This is a genomic window from Pseudomonas zeae (genome assembly GCF_014268485.2).
Taxonomy (GTDB): Bacteria; Pseudomonadota; Gammaproteobacteria; order Pseudomonadales; family Pseudomonadaceae; genus Aquipseudomonas; species Aquipseudomonas neuropathica.
Map to the genome: position 1 here is coordinate 2,197,020 of NZ_CP077090.1, position 13,907 is coordinate 2,210,926.

A 13,907-nucleotide genomic window follows, 5' to 3' on the forward strand; every position below is an offset into this window, starting at 1 on the left:
TTTTTGCCGTCTATTCTTGTGCCTGCCCGCCGTTATCCAGCCTCAACGGAGAGCTCCCCCATGACTGATTCCCCCGAGCGCGACGAACGCCATCTGGCGCGTATGCAGCGCAAAAAAGCCGTGATCGACGAACGCATCGCCAACTCGCCTGACGAGTGTGGCCTGGTGCTGGTGCTGACCGGCAACGGCAAAGGCAAAAGCAGCTCGGCGTTCGGCATGCTCGCCCGTGCCATGGGCCACGGCATGCAGTGCGGCGTGGTGCAGTTCATCAAGGGCCGTAACAGCACCGGTGAGGAGTTGTTCTTCCGACGCTTCCCCGAGCAAGTGCGCTTCCACGTGATGGGCGAAGGTTTCACTTGGGAAACCCAGGATCGTCAGCGTGACATCGCCGCCGCCGAAGCCGCGTGGGCGGTCTCCCGCGAATTGCTGCGTGATCCGTCGATCGGTCTGGTGGTGCTCGACGAATTGAACATCGCCCTCAAGCACGGCTACCTCGATCTCGATCAGGTGCTCAGCGATCTGCAGGCGCGTCCGCCGATGCAGCATGTGATCGTCACCGGTCGCGCGGCCAAGCCGGAAATGATCGAGATGGGCGACACAGTCACCGAAATGGGCATGCTCAAACATGCCTTCCAGGCCGGCATCAAAGCGCAGAAAGGCGTCGAACTTTGAATCAACCACGTCACTGCCCGGCGGTACTCATCGCCGCGCCGGCCTCCGGTCAGGGCAAGACCACCGTCACCGCCGCGCTCGCCCGTTTGCATCGCAATCAGGGGCGCAAGGTGCGCGTGTTCAAATGCGGGCCGGACTTTCTCGATCCGATGATTCTCGAGCGCGCCAGCGGTGCGCCGGTGTATCAACTGGACATGTGGATGGTCGGCGAGCAGGAAAGTCGTCGTCTGTTGTGGGAAGCCGCCAATGAGGCGGATCTGATTCTGATTGAAGGCGTGATGGGCCTGTTCGACGGCACGCCGTCCAGTGCCGATCTGGCGCGGCACTTCGGCGTGCCGGTGCTCGGGGTGATTGATGGGACGGCGATGGCGCAGACCTTTGGTGCGCTGGCGCTCGGCTTGGCCAAGTATCAGCCAGATCTGCCGTTTGCCGGCGTGTTGGCCAATCGTGTCGGCACCTTGCGCCATGCGCAGTTGCTCGAAGGTAGCCTCACCGAAGGTCTGCGCTGGTACGGCGCGTTGTCCCGAGAAACCGGCATCGAATTGCCGAGCCGCCATCTCGGTCTAGTCCAGGCCAGTGAATTGAATGACCTCGATGTGCGTCTCGACGCCGCCGCCGATGCATTGGCCAGCAGTTGCGAGGTAGCGCTGCCACCGGCGGTGGAGTTTGCCGCACCGGACGTGATCGCTGTCGAGCCGTTGCTGAAGAATGTGCGGATTGCCGTCGCCCGTGATGAAGCGTTTGCTTTCACCTACGGCGCGAGTCTCGATCTGTTGCGGGCGATGGGCGCCGAGTTGAGTTTCTTCTCGCCGATTCGCGACTCGCAATTGCCTGAAGCGGACAGCCTATATTTGCCCGGTGGGTATCCGGAACTGCACCACGTTGCGTTGGCGCAGAACACCGCGATGTGTGAGGCGATTCGCGCGCATCATGCGGCGGGTAAGCCGTTGCTCGCCGAGTGTGGCGGGATGCTGTATCTGCTCGATTCGTTGACTGATGTTGAAGGCTCCCGCGCTGAGTTGGTCGGGCTGCTTAAGGGCGATGCGGTGATGCAGAAGCGTCTGGCGGCGTTGGCGTTGCAAGCGGTGGATCTGCCGGAAGGTTCGTTGCGTGGGCACACTTATCATCATTCGTTGACGACTACCGAACTGGCGCCGATTGCGCGGGGTTTGAGCCCGAATGGTGGGCGTGGCGCCGAGGCGGTTTATCGGGAAGGGCGGATGACGGCTTCTTATGTGCACTTCTATTTCCCGTCGAATCCGGCGGCTGTCGCTGCACTGTTTGCGCCTGACTCCGAAGGCGCCTTCGCGAGCAGGCTCGCTCCCACAGTTGAAACGGTGGTGATTGAAGCAATGCAATCCCCTGTGGGAGCGAGCTTGCTCGCGAAAGGGCCATGACCGACCACACATTCTCCGAAGCCGAGCGCGAAGCGGTTTACAGAGCCATCGCCGAACGCCGCGACATGCGCCACTTCACCGGTGGCAGCGTCGAGCCGGAGTTGTTGCGCCGACTCTTGGAAGCCGCCCACCAGGCCCCAAGCGTCGGCCTGATGCAGCCCTGGCGTTTCATCCGCATCAGCGACCGCAGCCTGCGCGGGCAGATCCAGAATCTGGTGGAAGAAGAACGCATCCGCACAGCCGAAGCCCTCGGCGAGCGCAGTGACGAGTTCATGAAGCTCAAGGTCGAAGGCATCAATGATTGCGCCGAAGTGCTGGTCGCCGCGTTGATGGATGATCGCGAAAAGCACATTTTCGGTCGCCGTACATTGCCGGAAATGGACATGGCCTCGCTGTCCTGCGCGATCCAGAATCTGTGGCTGGCCTCGCGCGCCGAAGGCCTGGGCATGGGCTGGGTCTCGCTTTTCGAACCGCAAGCGTTGGCGGATCTGCTGAAGCTGCCCGAGGGTGCCAAGCCACTGGCGGTTTTATGCCTGGGCCCGGTCAAGGAATTCTATCCAGCGCCGATGCTGGTACTCGAAGGGTGGGCGCAGGCGCGGCCGCTCAATGAGCTGCTTTACGAAAATTATTGGGGAGTGAGTCAATGAGTGTGGCGTTGTTGAGTGTCGCCGCAGTGGCGCTGGATGCGCTGTTGGGTGAACCGAAACGCTGGCATCCGCTGGTGGCGTTCGGCAATTTCGCCGGGCGCATCGAGCAACGCTTCAACGCCGGGGGCCGGGGTTGGCGCAGTCATGGGGTCACTGCGTGGGTGATCGCGGTGCTGCCGCTGACCTTGCTCGCCACGGCGTTTTCCTGGGCGCCATACGTGGGCTGGGTCGTCGAGATTCTCGCGCTGTATTGCGCCCTCGGCATGCGCAGCCTCGGCGAGCATGTCGCGCCGGTCGCCGCCGCGTTGCGCGCGGATGATCTGGACGAGGCGCGCAAGCGTGTCGGCTATCTGGTCAGCCGCCAGACCGATGAACTCGACAGCACCGCCGTCGCCCGCGCCGCCACCGAGTCGGTGCTGGAAAACGGCAGCGATGCGGTGTTTGCCGCGCTGTTCTGGTTTGTCGTGGCGGGTGCGCCGGGCGTGGTCCTCTATCGCTTGAGCAACACGCTCGATGCGATGTGGGGCTATCGCAACGAACGCTTTGAGCGTTTCGGTTGGGCAGCAGCAAAAATCGACGACGTGTTGAACTACATTCCTGCGCGTCTGGTGGCATTAACCTACGCGCTGCTGGGTAAAACCCGACTCGCGCTGAAGTGCTGGCGCGCGCAGGCGCCGAAGTGGGACAGCCCCAACGCTGGCCCGGTAATGGCTGCCGGGGCCGGTGCCTTGGGCGTGGAGCTGGGCGGCCCGGCGATCTATCACGGCGAACTTCACGACCGTCCGCAACTCGGCGAAGGCGCTCCAGCGGATGCCGATTCCATCGACCGTGGCTGGCAATTGGTCCAGCGCGGGGTATGGTTATGGCTGCTGATTCTCTGCGTGGGGGCTGAATTCTATGCTTGAGCACGGTGGCCGGCTGCGCAAGGCTGCACACGATTACGGCATTGCCGAGGCGGACTGGCTCGACCTGTCCAGCGGCCTCGCGCCGTGGCCATTTCCGATCCCGGAAATCCCGCTGCGCGCCTGGGCGCGCTTGCCGGAAACCGATGACGGTCTGGAGCAAGCCGCGTGCGATTACTGCGGTGCCGCGCAAGTGCTGCCGGTGGCCGGTTCGCAGATGGCCATCCAGTTGCTGCCGCGTTTGCGCCGGGCCGGCAAGGTCGGCGTGTTGTCGCCGTGTTATGCCGAACACGCCGAAGCGTGGCGGCGCAGTGGTTACATCGTGCGCGAAGTGCTGGAGCAGGAAGTCGAATTCTTTCTCGACAGCCTCGACGTGCTGGTGGTGGTCAACCCGAACAATCCGACCGGCTTGAGCCTGACCCCGGCACGATTGCTCGACTGGCACGCGCGGCTCGCCCGGCGTGGTGGCTGGCTGGTGGTCGATGAAGCCTTCATGGACAACACACCGCAGTTGAGCCTGGCCCCGCATGCCCATCAAGTCGGGCTGATTGTGTTGCGCTCGTTCGGCAAGTTTTTCGGTCTGGCCGGGGTGCGTCTGGGCTTTGTCCTGGCCGAACGCAAGTTGCTCAAACTGCTCGCTGAACAGGTTGGGCCATGGGCGGTGAGCGGGCCAACCCGAGTGCTTGGCCAGGCGTGCCTGCAAGACACCGAAGGTCACACCCGCCAACGCATTCGCAGCGATGAGGCCAGCGAACGATTGGCAACGCTGCTTGAGCGCTACGGCTTCAAGCCCCAGGGTGGTTGCGCGCTGTTCCAGTGGCTGATCACCGAGCATGCCGAAACGCTGCACGCATTCATGGCCCGTCGCGGCATCCTCCTGCGCATTTTCACCCACAACAGCAGTCTGCGTTTTGGTCTGCCCGCCGATGCGACTGAAGAGACGCGCCTCGAACAGGCTTTGATAGCCTTCACCAAGGACCACCCATGACCACCCTGATGGTGCAAGGCACCACTTCCGACGCCGGCAAAAGCACACTGGTGACGGCGTTGTGCCGCTGGGCAACTCGTCAGGGCGTGGCGGTCGTACCGTTCAAGCCGCAGAACATGGCGCTCAACAGTGCCGTGACCGCTGATGGCGGTGAGATTGGCCGCGCGCAAGCGGTGCAGGCGCAAGCCGCTCATCTCGAACCGCACACTGACATGAACCCGGTGCTGCTCAAGCCGAACAGCGACACTGGCGCGCAAGTGATCATCCATGGTCGTGCCGTCACCACGATGAACGCGGTTGCCTACCACGACTACAAAGCCATCGCGATGCAAGCCGTGCTGGCCTCCCATGAACGACTCAGTGCCGCGTATCCGCTGGTGATGGTCGAAGGCGCGGGCTCACCGGCCGAGATCAATCTGCGTGCTGGTGATATCGCCAACATGGGTTTTGCCGAAGCGGTGGATTGCCCGGTGTTGCTGATTGCCGACATCAATCGCGGCGGGGTTTTTGCTCATCTGGTTGGCACCCTCGAACTGCTGTCGCCGAGCGAACAGGCACGGGTCAAAGGTTTCATCATCAACCGTTTTCGCGGCGACATCGCTTTGCTGCAACCGGGCCTTGACTGGCTGGAACAGCGCACCGGCAAACCGGTGGTCGGCGTGTTGCCCTACATGATGGATCTGCATCTGGAGGCCGAGGACGGCATCGATCAGCGCCAGACCGACAAGGCCGAACAAGTGCTGAAAGTGGTGGTGCCGGTGCTGCCGCGCATCAGCAATCACACTGACTTCGATCCGTTGCGCTTGCATCCGCAGGTTGATCTGCAATTCGTCGGCCCGGGGCAGGCGATTCCTGCTGCCGATCTGATCATCCTGCCGGGCTCGAAAAGCGTGCGCAGCGATCTGGCCTATTTGCGTGCCAATGGCTGGGATACCGCGATCAATCGGCATCTGCGTTACGGCGGCAAAGTGCTGGGGATTTGCGGTGGTCTGCAGATGCTCGGTCAGCAGGTGCATGATCCGCTCGGCCTCGAAGGTGCGCCGGGCACGAGTGCCGGTTTGGGTTTGCTGGCGTTCGACACCACGCTTGAAGCCGAAAAGCAGTTGCGCAATGTGCGTGGGCGGCTGGCGCTGGAAAATGCCGAAGTCAGTGGCTATGAAATTCATGCGGGCGTGACCACGGGAGCGGCGCTGGAGAACGCAGCGGTGCATCTTGAAGACGGCCGTTGCGACGGTGCGCAGAGCGCTGACGGGCAGGTGTTTGGCACGTATCTACATGGCTTGTTTGAATCGCCGACGGCGAGTGCAGCGTTGCTGCGCTGGGCCGGGTTGAGCGATGTGCAGCAGGTGGATTATCACGGCTTGCGCGAGCGTGATATCGAGCGCTTGGCGGATCTGGTGGAGAAGCATCTGGATACCGGCTTGTTGCGTCAGCTCTGTGGGATTTGAGGGGAATTTAATGGCCTCATCGCGAGCAGGCTCACTCCTACAGGGTTATGTGTTTTACACAAAATTCATGGTTGCTCGAGATCCCTTGTAGGAGTGAGCCTGCTCGCGATAGCGCCAGTCGGCTCAACCCATAATTTTCAGGATATCCCCCATGCTCCAACTGATCCTCGGCGGCGCCCGCTCCGGCAAAAGTCGTCTGGCCGAAAAACTCGCCAGCGATAGCGGCCTGGCGGTGACCTATATCGCCACCAGCCAGCCCCTCGATGGCGAGATGAGCGACCGCGTCGCCCACCACCGCGCGCGCCGTCCCGTCGAATGGGCGCTGATCGAAGAGCCGCTCGAATTGGGTCGCGTCCTGCGCGAATCCGCCAGCGCCGAGCGTTGCCTGTTGGTCGATTGCCTGACCCTGTGGCTGACCAATCTGCTGATGCTCGATGACGCCGAACGTCTCGCCGCTGAGCGCGAAGCCCTGCTCGAATGCCTGGCCTTGCTGCCGGGGGAAATCATTTTTGTCAGCAACGAGACCGGAATGGGTGTCGTGCCGCTGGGCGAATTGACTCGCCGCTACGTCGATGAAGCCGGTTGGCTGCATCAAGCTCTGGCTGAGCGCTGTCAGCGTGTTGTCCTGACCGTCGCCGGCCTGCCTCTGACTCTGAAAGGACCTGCGTTATGACTCAAACCTGGTGGCTGAACCCGTGCAAACCGGTCGATCTGAACGTCGTTGAACAAGCGACGGCGCGGCAACAGCAACTGACCAAACCGGCAGGTTCGCTGGGGCGTCTGGAATCGGTTGCGGTGCAACTGGCCGGTCTGCAAGGCCAGGTCAAACCGACGCTCTCGCAAGTGTGGATCGCGATTTTTGCCGGTGATCACGGCGTGGTCGCTGAAGGTGTTTCGGCGTTCCCGCAGGAAGTCACCGGGCAGATGTTGCTCAACTTTGTCAGCGGCGGTGCGGCGATCAGTGTGTTGGCGCGGCAGCTCGGTGCGCAGCTGGAAGTGGTTGATCTGGGCACGGTGAATCCAGCGCTGAACCTGGCGGGTGTACGTCACTTGAGCATCGGTCCGGGCACGGCCAACTTCGTGCAGGGCGCGGCGATGACTCAGGCTCAAGGCGAGCTTGCGTTGCAGGCCGGTCGCGACAGTCTGCTGCGGGCGAAAGCCGCAGGCGCACAGTTGTTCATCGGTGGCGAAATGGGCATCGGCAACACCACCGCCGCCAGCGCCTTGGCCTGTGCCTTGCTCGATTGCCCGGTGGCACATCTGACCGGTCCCGGCACCGGGCTGAATGCCGAAGGTGTCAGCCATAAAGCGCAAGTAATCGAGCGCGCATTGGCGTTGCACGCCGCGCAACGTGGCGATGCCTTGCAGACCCTGTTCAATCTTGGTGGTTTTGAAATCGCGGCGCTGGTCGGCGCGTATCTGGCGGCGGCTCAAGAAGGCGTTGCAGTATTGGTCGACGGCTTTATCTGCACGGTCGCTGCGCTGGTTGCGGTGCGCTTGAATCCGGACTGCCGCGAGTGGTTATTGTTCGGTCACCGGGGCGCCGAGCCGGGTCATCGCCATGTGCTGGAAACGCTGAAAGCTGAGCCGTTGCTGGAACTCGGTCTGCGTCTGGGTGAGGGCAGTGGCGCCGCGTTGGCGGTGCCGCTGTTGCGTCTTGCCTGCGATCTGCACGGGCAGATGGCGACGTTCGCCGAAGCGGCGGTGGCGGATCGTCCGGCATGAAGCTGCAACTGGATCTGTTGCGTCATGGTGAAACTGAACTCGGCGGTGGTTTGCGCGGCAGCCTCGACGATGCGCTGAACGAACAGGGTTGGGCGCAGATGCGTGCGGCGGTAGTCGAAGGCGGGCCGTGGCAGCGGATTGTCAGTTCGCCGTTGCAGCGTTGTGCGCGCTTCGCCGCCGAACTGGGCGAACAGCTGAGTCTTCCGGTGCAGCTGGACAAGGATCTGCAGGAGCTGCATTTCGGCGCATGGGAAGGGCAGAGCGCAGCGGCGTTGATGGAAACGGACGCCGAGGCCTTGGGGCTGTTCTGGGCTGATCCGTATTCCTTTACGCCACCGCAAGGTGAGCCGGTCAGCGCGTTTGCGGCTCGGGTGTTGGCAGCGGTTGCGCGCCTGCACACTGCATACGCCGGTGAGCGGATTTTGCTGATCAGTCATGGCGGCGTGATGCGTCTGCTGTTGGCGCAAGCGCGAGGGCTGCCACGCGCACAACTGCTCAATGTCGAGGTCGGGCATGGCGCAATGTTTGCGCTGACGGTCGAGGTTGACGGTTCACTCAAGGAAGGTCACTGACATGTTGCCGCTGTGGATCGCCCTGCAATTTCTCAGCAGCCTGCCGATTCGCCTGCCGGGGATGCCCGAGCCGGAACAGCTTGGGCGATCGCTGCTGTTTTATCCGCTGGTGGGGCTGTTGTTCGGGCTGATCCTGTGGGCGCTGAATCTCGCCTTGAGCGGTGCGCCGTTGTTGCTGCATGCGGCATTGCTGTTGACGGTTTGGGTGCTGCTCAGCGGCGCACTTCATCTGGATGGTCTGGCCGACAGCGCCGATGCCTGGCTCGGTGGTTTTGGTGATCGCGAGCGCACGCTGACGATCATGAAAGACCCGCGCAGCGGGCCGATTGCGGTGGTGACGCTGGTGCTGGTGTTGCTGCTCAAGTTTGCTGCACTGCTGGCGCTGATCGAGCAAGGGCATGGGCTGGCGTTGATTATTGTGCCGCTGCTCGGGCGGGCGGCGCTGCTGGGCTTGTTTCTGACGACGCCGTACGTGCGTGCGGGTGGGTTGGGGCAGGCGTTGGCGGATCATTTGCCGCGCAAGGCCGGATGGTGGGTGCTGGGCTTCAGCGCATTAGTCTGCGTGCTGATTGCCGGATTCAGTGCCGTCGTTGCGCTGATGATCGCTGTCGGTGTGTTTGTCTGGTTGCGGCAGGTGATGATGCGGCGGCTGGGCGGGACGACGGGCGATACGGCGGGGGCGTTGCTGGAATTGCTGGAGATGGTGGTGTTGGTTGGATTGGTTTTGATCTGACAGTTTTGGATTGTCTGTGCTGGCCTCTTCGCGAGCAGGCTCGCTCCCACAGGGGGCGCATTGCAAATGTAGGAGTGAGCCTGCTCGCGATAGCGGTGTGTCAGGCGCCACAAATGTTATGGGTAAACTCATCTGTAACTTGATTTAACATAGTCGCGGGTATATACACGCATCATGCTTCCTTCTCAGTGTTTGTGCACCAACCTGCGTCGCGCCGCTCGTGGCGTCAGCAGGCATTACGACGGCGCTCTCGACGGCTTCGGAATCAACGTTGCCCAGTATTCTTTACTGTGCAATCTGCAGCGTCTGGATCAACCGAGCATTTCCGAACTTGCCGAGGCGATGGGTCTGGACCGCAGCACCCTCGGACGCAATCTGCGGGTGCTGGAAGGTGAGGGGCTGGTGGCGCTGGCCGAAGGCGAGGACATGCGCAACCGCATCGTCAAACTCACCGAGACCGGCGTGCAACGCCTGGCAGCGGCACTGCCGGCCTGGGAAGCAGCGCAGCAGCGGCTGATCGACCGACTGGGCGCCGAGAAGCGTGAAACCTTGCTCAGATTGCTGGATGAACTGGCCTGAGGCCGGTTTTTTCCAAACTCAAGCGGGTATATACCCGCAAGCGGAGAATAACAATGACATCGATGTGGCGTACGTGCGGTTGGGTGTTGCTGGGGAGTGCGCTGATCCTGGCGTTGTCATTGGGCGTGCGGCACGGTTTCGGTCTGTTCCTGTCACCGATGAGTGCGCAATTCGGCTGGGGACGTGAGGTGTTTGCTTTCGCGATCGCCCTGCAGAACCTGATCTGGGGTCTGGCGCAACCGTTTACCGGTGCATTGGCTGACCGCTTCGGCGCGGCAAAAGTGGTGCTCGTCGGTGGGGTGCTCTACGCGGTGGGTCTGGTGTGCATGGGCCTGTCTGATTCGGCGGTAACGCTATCACTGAGCGCCGGCCTGCTGATCGGCATTGGTCTGTCCGGCACCTCGTTCTCGGTGATCCTCGGCGTCGTCGGCCGCGCGGTGCCGCCGGAAAAACGCAGCATGGGCATGGGTATCGCCAGCGCCGCCGGTTCGTTCGGCCAATTCGCCATGTTGCCGGGTACCCTCGGCTTGATTGGCTGGCTCGGCTGGTCGGCGGCGTTGTTGGTATTGGGCTTGCTGGTGGCGCTGATCGTGCCGCTGGTGAGCATGCTCAAGGACAAGCCGCTGCCGGTGCTTGGCCATGAACAAACCCTGTCTGAAGCGTTGCGCGAAGCTTGCTCGCATTCCGGGTTCTGGCTGCTGGCGTTTGGTTTTTTCGTTTGCGGTTTTCAGGTGGTGTTCATCGGTGTGCACTTGCCGGCCTATCTGGTCGATCAGCATCTGCCGGCCAGTGTCGGCACCACGGTGCTGGCGTTGATCGGGCTGTTCAATATCTTCGGCACCTACACCGCCGGCTGGCTTGGCGGACGCATGTCCAAGCCGCGCTTGCTCACCGCGTTGTATCTGCTGCGCGCAGTGGTGATCGTGTTGTTCCTGTGGCTGCCGGTGACGACCACGTCGGCGTACCTGTTTGGCATGGCCATGGGTTTCCTGTGGCTGTCGACGGTGCCGTTGACCAACGGTACGGTGGCGACCTTGTTCGGGGTGCGAAACCTGTCCATGCTCGGTGGCATCGTGTTCCTCTTCCATCAGTTGGGATCGTTTCTTGGCGGCTGGCTGGGCGGGGTGGTGTATGACCGAACCGGGAGTTATGACTTGATCTGGCAAGTGGCGGTTCTGCTGAGCCTGTTGGCAGCCGCGCTGAACTGGCCGGTGCGTGAGCGTCCGGTCGCACGCCTGCAAGCCGCAGCGAGCGCCGCATGAGCCGATTCTGGCGACGATTGGCCATCACGGCACTCGGCGCCGCTTTGCTGGCGCTGGTGTGGTGGGGCTGGCAGCAGGGCGGTCTGGCCTTGATGCAGTTGGGCATGAGCATTTGCTAGAAGCGGGCATGACGAGTAACGTCGAATCCTGAACGACTGCTCAAGGATGCTCGACATGCTGATGCGCTGGTGTGCTGTTCCCGCGTTGCTGATGGCGTTGACTGGTCTGGCCCAGGCCGCCGACTGCCCCGAATTGCTGCAAGGCTCACTGCCCAAGTTGCGAGCCAAGGAATCCATTGATCTGTGCCAGCAATACGCCGACAAGCCGCTGGTGGTGGTCAACACTGCCAGTTTCTGCGGTTTTGCGCCGCAGTTCGAAGGCCTTGAGGCGCTGCATAAACGCTACGGAGGGCAAGGTTTGCAAATGCTCGGGGTGCCTTCCAACGACTTCAAACAGGAGTCCAAGGACAGCGCCGAGACTGCCAAGGTCTGCTACGCCAACTATGGCGTGACGTTCAATATGACCGAGCCGCAGAAGGTTCGTGGTGATGACGCTACGCATCTGTTCCAGGTGCTGGCAGCACAGACCAGTGCGCCGAAGTGGAATTTCTACAAGTATGTGGTCGATCGCCAGGGCAAGGTGATCGCCAATTTCTCCAGTCTGACCAAGCCGGATGATCCGGAGTTTATCGCCGCGATCGAGAAGGCTATCGCCTCGAAACCGCTGAAGCCATAGCGCTGTTTTTTTGTGGGAGCGAGCCTGGGAAGTGTGTTGTGGTGGTGAGTAAACTCAAGGCAATAAAAAGCCCCGCTTTCTGCAAAGAGAGCGGGGCTTTTTTGTCGGCGAGGGGTTAGCCTCGCCGTGCAGCATCAGAAGCGGTAGGTCGCGCCGACACCGAAACCGTTTGCCGAGTTTTCATACTTGGCGTCGTAGGTCTGACCACGATCGTTTTCGTTGCGGATCTTGACCGACTCTTCCTTCAGGTACGAGTAGGCAACGTCGATGGTCAGGTCTTCAGTCGGGCTCCAGCCGGCACCGATGCTGAAGATGGTCCGGTCGCCAGTAGGAATACGTGGCGAACGGTCGACGTTGTTGGTCGGCGACTGGTCGAAGGTCAGACCGGTACGCAGTACCCATTCCTTGTTCAACTGATACGAAGTACCCACGGCGTAAGCCCAGGAGTCGTGCCAGTTCTGGTCTTCGGTGATCTCACCGAACTGACCGGCGAGCAAAGGCTGCACACCAGAGTTCTTGACGGTGATTTTTTCCAGCTGGCTCCAGCGGGTCCAGGTCGAACCGGCATACACGTTCCAGCGATCGTTGATCGCCTGGGTGACCGAGAAGTCGATGGATTCAGGCGTGGTGATCTTCAGCGAAGCATCGTACTTCTGGTTGGCGCCCAGACCGATTGCACCGAGCACACCGTAGTTGACCTTGGTGTTGCCTTCGAGCTTGTAGTCGACTTTCGAGTGGTAAGTCAGACCCAGACGCGTGGTGTCAGTGGCTTGTACCAGCACACCGATGTTGTAGCCCAGCGCGGTGTCGTCACCCTTGATCTTGACCTTGCCATCCGGCGCGGCCTGAGTGATCGACAGGTTGGATTCCAGCGTACCGTCGATGCGGTTGATGGTCGGACCAAAACCGATCGACACCTTGTCGTTGAAGGCGTAACTGACGGTTGGCTGGAAGGTGATCACTTGTACTTCGGACTTGCTACCGAAGTAACGGCCGGCAAAGCCTTTTTCATAGTCGGTAATCAGGCCGAACGGCACGTAGACGCCGAGGCCGAATGCCCAATGATCATCGATCGGTTTGACGTAGAAGCCCATAGGTACGGAGGTGAAGGGCACCATGTCGCCTTTGTTGCTGCCGCCGTTAGGGCTGGAGCTGGCATCGCTGATATCGGTTTTTGCATCAAGGAATGCAACACCGCCAGTGACTTGTTCGCGCTTGAGGCGCGACATGCCGGCAGGGTTGCCATAAACAGTGCTTGCGTCGTCGGCAGAAGAAGATCGTCCAGCGTAACCGGTGCCCATCCCGCTGATACTGTGTTCGTTGATGGCAAAGCCAGCTGCGAAGATCTGGGTGGATGCCATGGTAACGGCGAGGCTAAGGGTGGTTTTGAGCATGACTTTTTTCATTATTAGAACTCCTGATGATCACCGGGGCGAAAATTACCAACATTTTCGTCCCAGCGCTATAGTCCGTATGCCTTGAGTTAGAGCGGTTTTGTAGGACAATCCAACCAGATTCGCGACCTGTTGGCCGATCTTCTGAAACCGGGCGGTCAGCAAGCGACCTGATTCACCGTTGAAACACAGGTGTGCCAGGCGTAAGTGAAGTCGCGCAGACGACCTTGGGGTTGAAAGGTCTGACGCCAGATACGCGCCATTCCCAGCAAATCGTTGGAGTCGGGGAGGGTGGGGTTTTGTTCTTCTACCAGCAGCCAGGCAATGGCCGTGGCGTAGCGCAGATTGACCGTCAGTTCCAGGTGCGGGCCGGTCAGAAAAGCATGCTGACTGGCGAGGCCGCGAACCAGGCTGGCACGTTCCGGATCGAGCGCCAGATAGTCATCCCAAAGGGCCTGATGGCGATGCTCGGCGATACGGTAGAGGCCGTGGCCACGGCGGTCATGGAGGGCGGAACCCAGGGCAGACTGGCTGGCGGCGATACCCAGCAGCAGAGATTCGGCAGTTGCGCTGTGGCGTCCCAGATAAATCAGCGTAGGACGGATCACGTAGCGGCACAGTTCGCTGGCAGCGATACCCATAACACCCTCGGTTCTTGTTATTAATGGCGAGTCCTGAAGGGGGGCTTGGCAGCTATGGATCGGTTCAGGCTCGCCGCAAGCGGATCATGCCGCTTGAGTTGAAGTGTAGTGTCATATTCGCGACGTAAAGGACTGTTTTTAAAATATTTCCCGCTGCGGGGAATATCCGTTATATCCGATGGTGCTTAGCCGCTGAGGGGTAAAAGCGAAAC

General features: G+C 61.2%; 16 protein-coding genes. 14 read left to right on the top strand and 2 right to left on the bottom strand.

Annotated features, from left to right (window positions below):
- The first annotated feature begins 60 nt into the window (after positions 1 to 60).
- From cobO to HU754_RS09815, 14 genes are all read left to right on the top strand, one after another.
- Positions 61 to 672: a cob(I)yrinic acid a,c-diamide adenosyltransferase gene (gene cobO / locus HU754_RS09755; RefSeq protein ID WP_003223053.1), complete on the top strand. Its 612-nt coding sequence runs from the start codon at positions 61 to 63 to the stop codon at positions 670 to 672.
- Positions 669 to 2,069 carry a cobyrinic acid a,c-diamide synthase CobB gene (locus HU754_RS09760; protein ID WP_186624884.1) on the top strand — a complete coding sequence of 467 codons (1,401 nt, stop codon included), beginning with the start codon at positions 669 to 671 and terminating at the stop codon, positions 2,067 to 2,069. Before cobO ends, HU754_RS09760 begins: the two co-directional genes overlap by 4 nt.
- Positions 2,066 to 2,716 carry a 5,6-dimethylbenzimidazole synthase gene (bluB, locus tag HU754_RS09765; RefSeq protein WP_186624885.1) on the top strand — a complete coding sequence of 217 codons (651 nt, stop codon included), beginning with the start codon at positions 2,066 to 2,068 and terminating at the stop codon, positions 2,714 to 2,716. The genes HU754_RS09760 and bluB overlap by 4 nt, the downstream gene beginning before the upstream one ends.
- Positions 2,713 to 3,621 (top strand): adenosylcobinamide-phosphate synthase CbiB, encoded by a 909-nt coding sequence (gene cbiB / locus HU754_RS09770; RefSeq protein WP_093440029.1) that lies wholly within the window; start codon positions 2,713 to 2,715, stop codon positions 3,619 to 3,621. The genes bluB and cbiB overlap by 4 nt, the downstream gene beginning before the upstream one ends.
- Positions 3,614 to 4,606 carry a threonine-phosphate decarboxylase CobD gene (gene cobD, locus HU754_RS09775; protein WP_186624886.1) on the top strand — a complete coding sequence of 331 codons (993 nt, stop codon included), beginning with the start codon at positions 3,614 to 3,616 and terminating at the stop codon, positions 4,604 to 4,606. The genes cbiB and cobD overlap by 8 nt, the downstream gene beginning before the upstream one ends.
- Positions 4,603 to 6,054: a cobyric acid synthase gene (locus tag HU754_RS09780; RefSeq protein ID WP_186624887.1), complete on the top strand. Its 1,452-nt coding sequence runs from the start codon at positions 4,603 to 4,605 to the stop codon at positions 6,052 to 6,054. Before cobD ends, HU754_RS09780 begins: the two co-directional genes overlap by 4 nt.
- 151 nt (positions 6,055 to 6,205) lie before the next feature.
- Entirely contained in the window at positions 6,206 to 6,727 is a 522-nt protein-coding gene (gene cobU, locus HU754_RS09785) for a bifunctional adenosylcobinamide kinase/adenosylcobinamide-phosphate guanylyltransferase (RefSeq protein ID WP_099758403.1), read from the top strand.
- On the top strand, positions 6,724 to 7,779 hold the full coding sequence (cobT, locus tag HU754_RS09790; RefSeq protein WP_186624888.1) for a nicotinate-nucleotide--dimethylbenzimidazole phosphoribosyltransferase: 1,056 nt from the start codon (positions 6,724 to 6,726) through the stop codon (positions 7,777 to 7,779). Before cobU ends, cobT begins: the two co-directional genes overlap by 4 nt.
- Positions 7,776 to 8,351 (top strand): alpha-ribazole phosphatase family protein, encoded by a 576-nt coding sequence (gene cobC, locus HU754_RS09795; RefSeq protein WP_186624889.1) that lies wholly within the window; start codon positions 7,776 to 7,778, stop codon positions 8,349 to 8,351. The genes cobT and cobC overlap by 4 nt, the downstream gene beginning before the upstream one ends.
- A 1-nt stretch (position 8,352) precedes the next feature.
- On the top strand, positions 8,353 to 9,084 hold the full coding sequence (locus tag HU754_RS09800; protein WP_186624890.1) for an adenosylcobinamide-GDP ribazoletransferase: 732 nt from the start codon (positions 8,353 to 8,355) through the stop codon (positions 9,082 to 9,084).
- A gap of 174 nt (positions 9,085 to 9,258) precedes the next feature.
- The gene (locus HU754_RS09805) at positions 9,259 to 9,663 is read left to right on the top strand and encodes a MarR family winged helix-turn-helix transcriptional regulator (protein ID WP_007919794.1); all 405 of its coding nucleotides are present in this window, start codon (positions 9,259 to 9,261) and stop codon (positions 9,661 to 9,663) included.
- A 53-nt stretch (positions 9,664 to 9,716) separates the two neighbouring features.
- Entirely contained in the window at positions 9,717 to 10,925 is a 1,209-nt protein-coding gene (locus HU754_RS09810; protein WP_093440060.1) for an MFS transporter, read from the top strand.
- Positions 10,922 to 11,044, top strand: coding sequence for a hypothetical protein (locus HU754_RS29600; protein WP_264082802.1), 123 nt, complete (start codon positions 10,922 to 10,924; stop codon positions 11,042 to 11,044). Before HU754_RS09810 ends, HU754_RS29600 begins: the two co-directional genes overlap by 4 nt.
- 55 nt (positions 11,045 to 11,099) lie before the next feature.
- On the top strand, positions 11,100 to 11,660 hold the full coding sequence (locus tag HU754_RS09815) for a glutathione peroxidase (protein ID WP_186624891.1): 561 nt from the start codon (positions 11,100 to 11,102) through the stop codon (positions 11,658 to 11,660).
- A 134-nt stretch (positions 11,661 to 11,794) separates the two neighbouring features.
- Here the strand turns inward: HU754_RS09815 and HU754_RS09820 are convergent, their stop codons facing one another.
- Together HU754_RS09820 and HU754_RS09825 are read right to left on the bottom strand one after the other, a co-directional pair.
- Positions 11,795 to 13,066: an OmpP1/FadL family transporter gene (locus HU754_RS09820; RefSeq protein ID WP_034156220.1), complete on the bottom strand. Its 1,272-nt coding sequence runs from the start codon at positions 13,064 to 13,066 to the stop codon at positions 11,795 to 11,797.
- A gap of 146 nt (positions 13,067 to 13,212) precedes the next feature.
- Positions 13,213 to 13,695, bottom strand: coding sequence for a hypothetical protein (locus HU754_RS09825; RefSeq protein WP_095114106.1), 483 nt, complete (start codon positions 13,693 to 13,695; stop codon positions 13,213 to 13,215).
- Positions 13,696 to 13,907 lie beyond the last annotated feature (212 nt).

Bases quoted from the DNA above. Each gene is read 5' to 3' on its own strand.
- cobO (WP_003223053.1), top strand. From the start codon at position 61: ATGACTGATTCCCCCGAGCGCGACGAACGCCATCTGGCGCGTATGCAG.
- bluB (WP_186624885.1), top strand. From the start codon at position 2,066: ATGACCGACCACACATTCTCCGAAGCCGAGCGCGAAGCGGTTTACAGA.
- cbiB (WP_093440029.1), top strand. From the start codon at position 2,713: ATGAGTGTGGCGTTGTTGAGTGTCGCCGCAGTGGCGCTGGATGCGCTG.
- cobD (WP_186624886.1), top strand. From the start codon at position 3,614: ATGCTTGAGCACGGTGGCCGGCTGCGCAAGGCTGCACACGATTACGGC.
- HU754_RS09780 (WP_186624887.1), top strand. From the start codon at position 4,603: ATGACCACCCTGATGGTGCAAGGCACCACTTCCGACGCCGGCAAAAGC.
- cobU (WP_099758403.1), top strand. From the start codon at position 6,206: ATGCTCCAACTGATCCTCGGCGGCGCCCGCTCCGGCAAAAGTCGTCTG.
- cobT (WP_186624888.1), top strand. From the start codon at position 6,724: ATGACTCAAACCTGGTGGCTGAACCCGTGCAAACCGGTCGATCTGAAC.
- cobC (WP_186624889.1), top strand. From the start codon at position 7,776: ATGAAGCTGCAACTGGATCTGTTGCGTCATGGTGAAACTGAACTCGGC.
- HU754_RS09800 (WP_186624890.1), top strand. From the start codon at position 8,353: ATGTTGCCGCTGTGGATCGCCCTGCAATTTCTCAGCAGCCTGCCGATT.
- HU754_RS09805 (WP_007919794.1), top strand. From the start codon at position 9,259: ATGCTTCCTTCTCAGTGTTTGTGCACCAACCTGCGTCGCGCCGCTCGT.
- HU754_RS09810 (WP_093440060.1), top strand. From the start codon at position 9,717: ATGACATCGATGTGGCGTACGTGCGGTTGGGTGTTGCTGGGGAGTGCG.
- HU754_RS29600 (WP_264082802.1), top strand. From the start codon at position 10,922: ATGAGCCGATTCTGGCGACGATTGGCCATCACGGCACTCGGCGCCGCT.
- HU754_RS09815 (WP_186624891.1), top strand. From the start codon at position 11,100: ATGCTGATGCGCTGGTGTGCTGTTCCCGCGTTGCTGATGGCGTTGACT.
- HU754_RS09820 (WP_034156220.1), bottom strand. From the start codon at position 13,066: ATGAAAAAAGTCATGCTCAAAACCACCCTTAGCCTCGCCGTTACCATG.
- HU754_RS09825 (WP_095114106.1), bottom strand. From the start codon at position 13,695: ATGGGTATCGCTGCCAGCGAACTGTGCCGCTACGTGATCCGTCCTACG.